General features: G+C 64.2%; 10 protein-coding genes. 7 read left to right on the forward strand and 3 right to left on the reverse strand.

What is annotated here, in order from left to right; translation table 11 throughout:
• The first annotated feature begins 118 nt into the window (after positions 1 to 118).
• The 4 genes from JQ631_RS13150 to upp all read left to right on the forward strand — a co-directional run bounded on the left by JQ631_RS13150 (position 119) and on the right by upp (position 4,193).
• Entirely contained in the window at positions 119 to 631 is a 513-nt protein-coding gene (locus JQ631_RS13150; protein WP_212326715.1) for a sigma-70 family RNA polymerase sigma factor, read from the forward strand.
• A gap of 267 nt (positions 632 to 898) precedes the next feature.
• On the forward strand, positions 899 to 2,155 hold the full coding sequence (locus tag JQ631_RS13155; RefSeq protein WP_212326716.1) for a GTP cyclohydrolase II: 1,257 nt from the start codon (positions 899 to 901) through the stop codon (positions 2,153 to 2,155).
• A 7-nt stretch (positions 2,156 to 2,162) separates the two neighbouring features.
• Positions 2,163 to 3,398 carry a URC4/urg3 family protein gene (locus JQ631_RS13160; protein WP_212326717.1) on the forward strand — a complete coding sequence of 412 codons (1,236 nt, stop codon included), beginning with the start codon at positions 2,163 to 2,165 and terminating at the stop codon, positions 3,396 to 3,398.
• 165 nt (positions 3,399 to 3,563) lie between these two features.
• On the forward strand, positions 3,564 to 4,193 hold the full coding sequence (gene upp, locus JQ631_RS13165) for a uracil phosphoribosyltransferase (protein WP_212326718.1): 630 nt from the start codon (positions 3,564 to 3,566) through the stop codon (positions 4,191 to 4,193).
• A 148-nt stretch (positions 4,194 to 4,341) separates the two neighbouring features.
• Here upp and JQ631_RS13170 read toward each other — a convergent pair whose 3' ends face one another.
• Both JQ631_RS13170 and JQ631_RS13175 read right to left on the reverse strand, forming a co-directional pair.
• Positions 4,342 to 5,442, reverse strand: a complete 1,101-nt coding sequence (locus tag JQ631_RS13170) for a M48 family metallopeptidase (protein ID WP_212328594.1) — start codon at positions 5,440 to 5,442, stop codon at positions 4,342 to 4,344.
• Between the two features lie 36 nt (positions 5,443 to 5,478).
• Positions 5,479 to 6,627, reverse strand: a complete 1,149-nt coding sequence (locus JQ631_RS13175) for a YjgN family protein (protein ID WP_212328595.1) — start codon at positions 6,625 to 6,627, stop codon at positions 5,479 to 5,481.
• Positions 6,628 to 6,938: 311 nt separating this feature from the next.
• Between JQ631_RS13175 and JQ631_RS13180 the strand changes: the two genes are divergently transcribed.
• A complete protein-coding gene (locus tag JQ631_RS13180) occupies positions 6,939 to 8,201 on the forward strand; it encodes a cytochrome P450 (protein ID WP_212326719.1) in 1,263 nt (420 codons plus the stop codon).
• A gap of 94 nt (positions 8,202 to 8,295) precedes the next feature.
• Positions 8,296 to 9,570, forward strand: coding sequence for a cytochrome P450 (locus tag JQ631_RS13185; RefSeq protein ID WP_212326720.1), 1,275 nt, complete (start codon positions 8,296 to 8,298; stop codon positions 9,568 to 9,570).
• A gap of 184 nt (positions 9,571 to 9,754) precedes the next feature.
• On the opposite strand, the gene JQ631_RS13190 is transcribed toward JQ631_RS13185, so the two are convergent.
• A complete protein-coding gene (locus JQ631_RS13190) occupies positions 9,755 to 10,675 on the reverse strand; it encodes a LysR substrate-binding domain-containing protein (protein ID WP_212326721.1) in 921 nt (306 codons plus the stop codon).
• A gap of 125 nt (positions 10,676 to 10,800) precedes the next feature.
• Between JQ631_RS13190 and JQ631_RS13195 the strand changes: the two genes are divergently transcribed.
• Positions 10,801 to 11,970 (forward strand): acyl-CoA dehydrogenase family protein, encoded by a 1,170-nt coding sequence (locus JQ631_RS13195; protein ID WP_212326723.1) that lies wholly within the window; start codon positions 10,801 to 10,803, stop codon positions 11,968 to 11,970.
• The last annotated feature ends 6 nt before the right edge of the window (positions 11,971 to 11,976 follow it).

Here is an 11,976-nt window from a genome sequence, read left to right on the forward strand (position 1 = left end):
ACCGCGCTTCCCGGGGGATTGCGATTCCAGCGAAAGACCACCGGCCGTCCATTGAGATCGCCCGCCATTTCGATCAGGAGAGCCGCGCACATCAACACGGGATCGCGCGAGGCTGACGATGCAGGACGGCGTCAATGCAAATCGGGACGGCATGCTGACGCTCGACTCGGCTTATAATTTTGCGCGCTTCCTGAGCTGCGACGCGGAAGCCGCCGAGCACATCGTGCAGGCGGCTTTCCTCCGCAACGATGTCGAACCGGGGCGACGAACCCGGACCCTGATGTTGAAGGGCGTGCGGAATTGCTATCGGACATGGCTGACCACCCGTCGGCAACGCGATCGGCAAAGTGATGTATTCGCACACAAGCGCTTACCCGATGCGGTCAGCGCTTCCGTCCTCCAATCGGACGACCGCGCCGACAAAGTTTCGATCCGCGCCGAGGCCAGTGCGACTGCCATTCGCTGCGCGATCGAGACCCTGCCGCGGCGCCTGCGCGAGATCCTGGTGCTGCGCGAGATCGACTCGCTGTCCTACCGGGAGATATCGGAGGTGACGTCGCTGCCGATGGGCGAGGTCATGTCGCGACTGGCCTGCGCGCGGCGCAGGCTTGCCAGCTCAGTCGGCTGTTGATTCGAAAAATACAATTATATCAATGCCTTAAATGGACGAAATCGCTGGCGGGCTGCCCGACCGGCATCGCCCCGCCATTCCCGTCGGCTCCGCCAATACCCATATAAGAGACCAGCAAAGCGGCCCTGCCCGCCCCCTTATGATTAACTTGTCTGTCGTGGCTGGCCGCTACAATATGTTGGATTGCGTCGCCGGGCTCTGGTCCTGCAACGCGGTGGAGCCAGGCCCGTCCGAGCGGCGGGCCGTTGGCTTTTTGGGAGTTTGGCCATGAGCCGCGCGAACCGAACCGATCACATCCGCCTCACCTCGCATCCCGAGCCGGGCCGCAAGGCGGCCTTTCCGATTCACTGGGGCGCAGCCGACGCGCGCGCCCGCGGGCCGATCATCGGAACGGTGTCGCGCGCCGGGGATCGCAACGTGATCGGCAGCCATGGCGGCTCCTACGCGATGTACCGCGCACTCGCCGTCTCCGCCGGTGCGCTCGATCCGATACGTAGGCCCGACCTCACCAACACATTCCCGGCGGCGACCATCGGGCCGTTCGAGCAATGGCGCGATCCCGCAAAGATCGTCGCGCTCGATCCCTGGGGCCATTTGGTCGCCGAGAATTTCGGCAAGGACATCGCCGAGGGCGTCGACATCCGCCCGAGCATCGCGATCACGCGCGCACGGCTCGACCTGCCCGAGATCCGCGAGGCGCTCGCCGCCAAGCGCCTGCGCGCCGACGGCGACGTCGTGCATGCCAATGGCAGCGTCTCGGTGGTGAAGATCGCGATCGATCCGGTCTGGTACCTGCCCGGCCTTGCCGAGCGCTTCGCGACCGGCGAAACCGAGTTGCGCCGCACGCTGTTCGAGCAGACCGCCGGCATGTTCCCGGAGCTCGTGACCCGGCCGGACCTGAAGGTGTTCCTGCCGCCGATCGGCGGCACCACCGTCTACATGTTCGGCGATGTGACGAAACTGCCGGACCATCGCACCAGGATCACCTGTCGCGTGCACGACGAGTGCAACGGCTCCGACGTATTCGGCTCCGACATCTGCACGTGCCGGCCCTATCTGATCCACGGCATCGAGGAATCCGCGCGCGGCGCGCAGGAGGGCGGGCTCGGACTCGTCGTCTACAACCGCAAGGAAGGCCGCGCGCTCGGCGAGGTCACCAAGTTCCTGGTCTACAATGCGCGCAAGCGCCAGGAGGACGGCGATGCGGCCGCCGCCTATTTCGAGCGCACAGAATGCGTCGCCGGCGTCCAGGATGCGCGCTTCCAGCAATTGATGCCCGATACCATCCACTGGCTCGGCCTCAAGCGCATCGACCGCTTCCTGTCGATGAGCGACATGAAGTACGACGCGCTGACCTCGCAGGGCATCGACATCGTCGAGCGCGTGCCGATCCCGCCGGAGCTGATCCCGGCCGACGCCTATGTCGAGATCGCCGCGAAGAAGGCGGCCGGCTATTACTCGACCGACATTGCGCCGGAAAAGGACGTCGACGGCGTGGTCGGACGTTCGCTGGAAAAATACTGATCCGGCGATGGCGGCTTCAGAACACGAGGCACGCGCGCTGCTCACCGCGAAAGCGGTTCGCGCGCGCGCCGGACAGATGCTCGAGATCGGCCTTCGGGGCGGCCTGACGCACTTCACCATCGATCTCGATCGCATGGATGGCGTTGCCGACGCCGTACTGGCCGTCACGCGAAAGGCCTATCCGACGCTCGACATTCCCTTCCACGCGCGGTGGCGGCATTTTGTGTTCGGCGGCGTCGACCGCTGGGCGCGGCTGGCGAACGCAACATCGTGGCCTGATCGCGCGGCGCGAGCGCGCGCGGAATTCGACCTCGCCATCGTCAGCGTGCTGCTCGACGCCGGCGCCGGCGCAGCGTGGCGCTATCGCGACGCCGTGACCGGACAAGGCATTGGCCGCTCCGAAGGGCTCGCGCTCGCGAGCCTCGACATGTTTGCCGCCGGGCTCTTTTCGCGCGACGCGCGCGTACCGTTCAGGGTCGATGCCGATGTGCTCGCAAGGCTGCCGCTCTCGGCACTGACGTCCGCCTTCCAGGCGAGCGATGCCAATCCGCTACTCGGCCTCGCGGGACGCACCGATCTGCTGCAACGTCTGGGCAGACTTGTCGCTGCGCGCGCCGACATCTTTGGCATGCAGGACACGCCACGGCCGGGCGGCCTGTTCGATCATATCGCCGCACAAGCGACTGATGGCGCCATCCCCGCCCCCGCGATCCTGTCTGCAGTGCTGAACCAGCTTGGACCGATCTGGCCGTCACGGCTCGAGCTCGCGGGCGTTCCGCTCGGCGATTGCTGGCGGCATCCGGCGATCAAGACCGATGATGCGACCGCCGGTCTCGTGCCGCTGCACAAGCTATCGCAATGGCTCAGCTACTCGCTGATCGAACCGCTCCAGCGCGCAGGTTTTGATGTCACCGACATCGGCGGCCTGACCGGGCTTGCCGAATACCGCAATGGCGGCCTGTTCGTCGATCATGAGGTGCTGCGCCTGCGCGATGGTGCCGATTTCGATCGCGCACACGCGGTCGACTCGCTGCTCGTCGTCGAGTGGCGCGCACTCACTGTCGCGCTGCTGGACCGTGTTGCCGAACGGGTTCGCGCCAGGCTCGGCCGCACGCCGCAGTCGTTGCCCCTCGCCAGCATCCTGGAAGGCGGCACCTGGGCCGCCGGCCGCGCCATCGCGTTTGCCCGCCGTCCCGACGGTTCGCCGCCGCTCAAGGTGATCAGCGACGGCACGGTGTTCTAACCCTCTCCCCTTGTGGGAGAGGATGCCTCGCGAAAGCGAGGCGGGTGAGGGGTATGTCTCCGCGGGCACATCTTTCACTGGAGTTCGCGGAGAGTACCCCTCATCCGGCGCTACGCGCCACCTTCTCCCACAGGGGGAGAAGGGAAGAAGCAAGAGCATCCGATCATGGAAGGCGTCACGATCGTCGATCATCCGCTGGTGCAGCACAAGCTGACGCTGGTGCGGGACAAATCAATCTCGACCAAGTCGTTCCGCGAGCTGATCAAGGAGATCGGCATGCTCCTGTGCTACGAGGTGACGCGCGACCTGCCGCTCGCCGACACGGTGATCGAGACGCCGCTGGCGACAATGCACTCGGCCAAGATTGCCGGCAAGAAGCTGGTCTTCGTGCCGATGCTGCGCGCCGGCACAACCTTCGTCGACGGCATGATGGACCTGGTACCGACTGCCCGCGTTGCCCATATCGGCCTCTACCGCGAGCCCGAGAGCTTTGCCGCGGTCGAATACTTCTTCAAATCGCCGTCGGATCTCAGCGAGCGCCTCGCGATCGTGGTGACACCTGTCGTCGCGACCGCCAACACGGCCGTCGCTGCGGTCGACCGGCTGAAGGAACGCGGTGCCAAGGACATTCGCCTCGCCTGCCTGATCGCGGCCCCGGAAGGCCTCGAGCGGCTGCGCGGCTTGCATCCGGACGTGCCTATCTGGACCGCCGCGGTCGACGAAGGCCTCGACGAGAACGGCTTCATCCTGCCGGGCCTCGGCGATGCCGGCGACCGCGCTTACGGGACAAGGTAGGTCGTCATGCCCGGGCAAAAGCGCGAAGCGCGTCTTCGCGCTAGATGTCCCGGGCATCCACGTTCTTGCACACCGCGACCAGAGACGTGGATGGCCGGGGCAAGCCCGGCCAGACGCTGTGATGTATTGTCGACGCCCCTTACCGCCTTCAAATCTTCCCGCTGCCGCAGATGTCCTTCAGCGCCTGCCACTCCTTGTCGGTCAGCAGCGGCGGGCCGCTGGCGGGGCGGTCTTCTTTCGTCATCCGTGCGAGGCGATCCTCGGTGAGCGGATGGCTCGCCAGGATCGTCGCGAAACTCGAGCCGCCCTCCTTGCCGGTGATGCGGAACATCAACTCGGCCGCGGGCTTCGGCGAGCGGCCGAGCTTGTGCATGATCTCGATCGCGAAGGTATCGGCACTGGTCTCGGCCTCGCGCGAATAGGAGGCCTCGACCACGCTGCGCGAGGCGAAGATCACGGCGGACGAGCCGGTGACGTCACCGAACAACAGGCCGATCAGGAATGAGGTGCCACCGTTGTAGATCAGGCCGCGCATGTTGTCGTGATGCTTGAGATGGCCAAGCTCGTGGGCGAGGATGCCGGCGAGTTCGTCGGGATTGTCGGCCCTGTCGAGCAGGCCGCTCAGCACGAAGACCTTGCCGCCCGGCAGCGCGAACGCATTCGGCACCGAGGTGCGCAGCACACCAGCCGTCATGGAATCGTCGTCGAGGCCGGCGGCGTCGCGCAGGCGATTGACGAGCTTGCGGAACGCCGCCTGACCGGCCGGGTCGTTGCAAGCCGCGCCGCGGAAGATGGTTTTCACCTGCACCTCGGACGCATCGCCGATGCGCCGCTCGATCGGTTTCGGCACCAGCGGCGCAAGGCGGTCCGCGGCCAGCGGCACGCCGAACAGCACGACGCAGACGATGGAGACGGCCGCCGCAAGCGACCACCCCACGATCTTTGCAACGCCGCGGCCGGTGGTCTGATGATCATCGATGCGAGGACATCGTGCGACGAGATCGGCGCCGAAAGCGGCATCGCGGATCTCCAGCCGCGCCAGCGGTGGTGCGGACGTGGAAGTCAGGCGCAGGACGCCGGCCGGACTGTCGGCGCGGCGGATTTCGTCATAGGCCCAGCGCGTGACGGTCGGGGCCGACTGTCCGTCGCTGAGTTCGGCGATCTCGAGCGTATCTCCCGGCGTCAGCACGACCTGGCGCCGTCGGCTTGATAGCCCGTCGAAGAAGATCGCCTTTTGTCCGGGCTTCATCTCGGCGCCAGGCTCGGCGGTCACATCACTCACGATCTAGAATCCCGCGACATCGAGACCATCAGCAAAGCCTTCGCCGAGCGCGCTGGCAAGCTCGCCGCTGGCGCGAACATCGGCCGCGGCGCCGATATCATGCACTGCGACGGTTTCCAGCACCCTGGCCCAGAGATCACGCTGGAGATAGACACGCATGATGATGTTGATGGCAAGGGCCAGTGCGAGATAGCCGATCACCATCATCACCAGCATCGGGATGCTCTTGGCCGCGTGGCCCGGCCCGAACACTTGCTCGGGCGGCAAGCCAGTCAGCTTGACGACGAGCATGGTGGCGCCGCCGATATAGAAGCCGAACAGGGTCGAGAGCAACACCCACCAGCCGATCATCTTCCAGTAAAGGCCGTAGAAGGCATTGTGCGGCAGATCAGATGCCACGCTGACGCCGCCGATGCGGATGCCGTTCAGCCACCAGCGCCATTCGCGTGCCTTGAACTCGGCATAGAAGAACGGCGCGAGCGGGAAGATCACGACCGCGATCGGGCTGAACAGCCACAGCCACCAGCCGCGCTTGAAGAATTCCCAGCCGCTGCCTTCGAAGTCGCCTTGCAGATCGCCGAAATGCGTATGCCGCATCTTGTAGCGCTCCAGTGACGCCTCGCGCCATGGCAGCGCCAGGCCGAGCGTCAGGAACACCAGGAGGCCCCACAGCATCGCGCGGAACGAATAGGCCCAGCCGGAGCCGTCCATCCAGAAGCGCACGCCACGCCAGACCGTGCGCGTCAGCCGGTAGCGGCGCGCACGAAAGATTGCGAACTGGCCGAAAGCGTAGAACGAGATGAACAGCGGCGTCGATGCAAAGCCCTGCCAGCGCTCGAATTCGATACCAACGAGGAAATAGGCGAGATAGATCGGCACCAGGATCGCGAGTGCAACCAGGAAGCCGATCAGGAGCTCCTTGGCGCGGCCGGTGTATTCGGCAGCGTCACCATCGATCGACGTGTTCGACCACAAATGGCGGCGGATGTCGGTGACGAGCCAGAAGCGGTAGAAGCCGAAGGTCACGAGCTCAAGCATGGCACCCTTGGTGACCATCTTGCGGAACTCGGTGCGATTGCCGGTGAAGTCGACCCGCGTGGGCGGCAGCGGCGGCGGGACCGGCTCGGACGGGCCGATGGGGGACCATTGCATGTCGTTCACGGCAGCAACCTCGGGATGCGGATCTGCTCCGCTCAAACTATAGATCAGAGATTAGTCGATCCCCAAGATGGACGGGTTCGATTTACCCCGATTTCGCAGCGTTTCTCGCATGTTTTCACGCCAGGCGACGTGCGCGAGGTCACGTTCACGCGCGAACGTGACGGCCGTCCGACGCTCTCGCGAAGGTTGGATGTGGCAAAACTCTCCCTTGCTCCGACGCAGACAACGGGCTGTAATTGCACCTCAAATACCGCAGCGCAGAATTCACAAGAACCGCGCGGTCCACGTCAGGGAGAACGGTCATGCATGGGACCATCGAGAGCGCGAAGATCGACGCATTGCGCGAGCGCGCTTCCTCCCTGCCGCTGGAGCAATTCGATCCGGGCGACCCCGAACTGTTCAAGACCGATACGTTCTGGCCGTATTTCGACCGGCTGCGCCGCGAAGATCCCGTGCACTATTGCAAGGATTCGATGTTCGGACCGTATTGGTCGGTGACGCGTTACAACGACATCATGGAGATCGAGACCAACCATTCGGTGTTCTCCTCGGCCTCCTCGCTCGGCGGCATCACCATCCGCGACATCGATCCGGATCTGCGCCGCGAGAGTTTCATCTCGATGGACCCGCCCCGCCATGCCGCACAGCGCAAGACGGTGGCGCCGATGTTCACGCCGACGCATCTGGACAATCTCGCGCTCAACATCCGCAAGCGCTCGGCCGAGTGCCTGGACAATCTGCCACGCGGTGAGGTGTTCGACTGGGTCGACCAGGTCTCGATCGAGCTCACCACGCAGATGCTGGCGGTGCTGTTCGACTTCCCCTGGGAGGACCGCCGCAAGCTGACGCGCTGGTCTGATATCGCCACCACCATTCCCGGTCCTGATGGACTCGTCGCCACCGACGAGGAACGAATGACCGAGCTAGGGGAATGTGCGGCCTACTTCTCGCGCCTCTGGAAGGAACGCGCCGAGCAGCCGCCGAAGAGCGACCTGCTCTCGATGATGGTTCACAGCGCGGCGACGCGCGACATGGATGCCAAGAACTTCCTCGGGAATCTCGTCCTTTTGATCGTCGGCGGCAACGACACCACCCGCAACACGATGTCGGGATCAATCTACGCCTTGAGCCAGCATCCGGAGCAATATCGCAAGCTGCGCGAAAACCCCGCACTGCTCGACAGCTTTGTACCCGAGGTGATCCGCTGGCAGACGCCGCTGGCGCATATGCGTCGCACCGCGCTTTCAGATTTCGAGTTCCGCGGCAAGCAGATCAAGAAAGGTGACAAGGTCGTGATGTGGTACGTCTCGGGCAACCGCGACGAGGAGGCGATCGAGAAGCCTTACGACTTCATCATCGACCGCGCCCGGCCGCGCACGCATCTTTCCTTCGGCTTCGGCATTCACCGCTGCGTCGGGTTGCGCCTTGCCGAGCTCCAGCTCAAGATTATCTGGGAAGAGATCCTGAAACGGTTCGACCATATCGACGTGATGGGCGAGCCGAAGCGGGTGTATTCGAGCTTCGTGAAGGGTTTGGAAACGCTGCCGGTCAAGATTGCGGCGTGACCTCTGAATTATAGTGTATAACATTGGCACTTGCGACGACGCCCCTCGCCTCGCCATCGCGACGGCGTGAACGAACACACTGGAGCGACTGCCCATGAACATTCAGACCCCGGTCAAGGCCGACAAGGCCGAACGCATGCGGCGCGCGCGCGAGGAAGCCTATGCGACGCCGCTGAAGAATTTTCATCCGGGCGCGCCCAGGCTGTTCCAGGACGACACGCTGTGGCCGTGGTTCGAGCGGCTGCGCAAGGAAGAGCCGGTGCATTATTGCACCAATGCGCCGATCGAGCCGTACTGGTCGGTGGTCAAATACAACGACATCATGCATGTCGACACCAATCACGGCATCTTTTCCTCGGACTCGACGCTCGGCGGCATCGCGATCCGCGACGTGCCGGAAGGTTACGACTGGCCGAGCTTCATCGCGATGGACCAGCCAAAGCACTCCTTACAGCGCAAGACCGTGTCGCCGATGTTCACGCCGACGCATCTGGACGAACTCGCCAAGCTGATCCGCCAGCGCTCGCAGACCGTGCTGGACAATCTTCCCCGCAACGAGACCTTCAACTTCGTCGAACGGGTCTCGATCGAGTTGACGACGCAGATGCTGGCGACGCTGTTCGACTTCCCCTGGGAGGAGCGGCGCAAGCTGACGCGCTGGTCCGACGTCTCGACCGCGCTGCCCAAGAGCGGCATCGTGTCCTCGGCCGAAGAGCGCCGCCGCGAGATGGACGAGTGCTACGCCTACATGTCGAAGCTGTGGAACGAGCGCGTCAACTCCGCGCCGCGCAACGATCTGCTGTCGCTGATGGCGCATAGCGACGCCACACGCTTCATGGACCCCGACAACCTCATGGGCAACATCATCCTGCTCATCGTCGGCGGCAACGACACCACGCGCAACACCATGACCGGCTCGGTGCTGGCGCTGAACGAGAACCCCGAGCAGTACGACAAGCTGCGCGCCAATCCTGACCTGATCGACACCATGGTGCCCGAGGTGATCCGCTGGCAGACGCCGCTGGCACATATGCGGCGCACGGCACTTCAGGATACCGAGATCGGCGGCAAGCACATCAAGAAGGGCGACCGCGTGGTGATGTGGTACGTCTCGGGCAACCGCGACGAGGAGATGATCGAAAGGCCGAACGAGTTCATCATCGACCGTGCCCGGCCGCGCACGCATCTTTCCTTCGGTTTCGGCATCCACCGTTGCGTCGGCATGCGGCTTGCCGAGTTGCAGCTCCGGATCGTCTGGGAGGAGATGCTGAAGCGGTTCGACCGCATCGAGGTCGTCGGCGAGCCGAAGCGGATCTATTCCAGCTTCATCAAGGGATATGAGACGCTGCCGGTGAGGATTCCGGGGTAGGCTCTATCCTCCGTCATTGCGAGGAGCCCTTGCGACGATGCAATCCAGACTGTCTCCACTGGGGGATTCCGGATTGCTACGCTACGCTCGCCATGATGGATCCCAGCTATAAAATTTCGGCATGACAGGTCGCGCCAGATGCGAAGACAACACGGCGCCTGACTGTTCTACGACACGACCGCATCTAACTCAATTTGATGTCCCACACGCCTTCCCGACGGCAGGCGGCGACCTCGTCGCGCAGGAGCGCGGTGACAGCCAGCGAGGCCGTCGAGGCCGGGCGGTCGATCGGAGAAGCAAAAATGAGCTCGCGCGTCATCGGCTTGGAGACGACAGCGGTTTCCAGCCGCCCGTCGGCAACCTCGCTGTGGACGGACGATGGCGGCAGCAGCGCGAAGCCGAGGCCTTCCTCGACCAGGCTCGTCAGCACGCGGAACGAATCCGCTTCCAGCTGGACGTTGAGCTTGATCTTGCGCTGCGCGGCCGCGTGCTCGATCAGCGCGCGGAGACCGTGGGAATGACTGGGCAGCACCAGTTGCTGCCGCAGCAGCCAGCCGATATCGACGGTCTTCTTGCGCGCCAGACCGCAGCCGCGCGGGCCGACCGCGACGATGTTGTCGCGGCCGAGGCTCTGCACATTGAGATGCAGATCGGCCGAGCGGCCATAGAGAATGGCGAGATCCATCTCGCCGCGATGCAGCCATTCGACGATGTGGCCGCTGTAGCTCTCGACGATGCGCAGCGAGATACCGGGATATTTTTCGACGCAGCGCCGCGCGAAACGCGCCGACAACACGCAGCTCACGGTCGGAACCAGGCCAAGCACGACCTGGCCCGACGGAGGCCCCTTGGCCGACTGGATGTCGTCGCGGATCTGGTCAAGTTGCCGCACGATGCCGGAGGTGCGCGCCAGCAGCAGGTGCCCGGCTTCGGTCAGCACCATGCCGCGGCCATTGCGGGTGAACAGTTCCGCGCGCAGCTCGTGCTCCAGCAGCTTGATCTGCCTGGAGAGCGCCGGTTGCGCCACGCGCAACGTGTCGGAGGCCTTGCTCAGACTGCCGAGCTCCGCCACGCAACTGAAGGTCCTGAGCTGCCGGAAATCCATGCTTGCCAATCCTGGAAGGCTACTTCATACGCTATAGCAAATGAGCATAGGGGGCTGGCGATGTTTTCACAACGCCAGAGGATCGGCCGGCGTTATCTTAACTGCCGCTCAATACGGGAAACGCCATGAGTGAAGAACACCACACCGAAGACTACGCCGACATCCGCGAAGCCGTCGCAAAGCTCTGCGCGCAGTTTCCCGGCGAATACTGGCGCAAGCTCGATCGCGAGATGGCCTACCCCAAGGCGTTCGTCGATGCGTTGACGCAGGCCGGCTATCTCTCGGTGCTGATCCCCGAGGAATATAGCGGCGCGGGCCTGAAGCTGTCCGCGGCGGCCGCGATCCTCGAAGAGATCCAGCGCGCGGGGTGCAACGGCGGCGGCTGCCACGCCCAGATGTACACGATGGGTACAGTGCTACGGCACGGCAATTCCGAGCAGAAGGCAAAATATCTGCCGAAGATCGCGAGCGGCGAATTGCGGCTGCAGGCGTTCGGCGTCACCGAGCCGACCAGCGGCACCGACACGTCTTCGCTGAAGACCTTTGCGCGCAAGGAAGGCAACGACAGCTACATCGTCAACGGCCAGAAGATCTGGACCAGCCGCGCCGAGCATTCCGACCTGATGGTGCTGCTGGCGCGCACCACGCCGAAGGAGCAGGCGAAGAAGCGCACGGATGGCTTGTCGGTGTTCATCGTCGACATGCGGGAAGCCAAGAACAATGGCCTCGAGATCCGCCCGATCCGCACCATGATGAACCACGCCACCACAGAGGTGTTCTTTACCGATATGAAGGTGCCGGCGGAGAACCTGATCGGCGAGGAGGGCAAGGGCTTCCGCTACATCCTCTCCGGCATGAATGCCGAGCGCATCCTGATCGCCGCCGAATGCGTCGGCGACGCCAAGTGGTTCATCGCCAAGGCCACCAACTACGCCAAGGAGCGCGCCGTGTTCGGCCGTCCCATCGGCCAGAACCAGGGCATTCAGTTCCCGATCGCCAAGGCCTATGCCTCGATGCGCGCGGCTGAGCTGATGGTGAAGGAAGCCACCCGCAAATACGAAGCGGGGCTCGACTGCGGCGCGGAGGCCAACATGGCCAAGATGCTGGCCGCCGATGCATCCTGGGAAGCGGCGAACGCCTGCATCCAGACCCACGGCGGCTTCGGCTTCGCCGAGGAATACGACGTCGAGCGTAAATTCCGCGAGACGCGGCTGTATCAGGTGGCGCCGATCTCGACCAACCTGGTGCTCTCCTTCGTCGCCGAGCACGTGCTCGGCATGCCCCGCTCGTACTGAGGCAGC

This window comes from Bradyrhizobium manausense, from assembly GCF_018131105.1.
Taxonomy (GTDB): Bacteria; Pseudomonadota; Alphaproteobacteria; order Rhizobiales; family Xanthobacteraceae; genus Bradyrhizobium; species Bradyrhizobium manausense_B.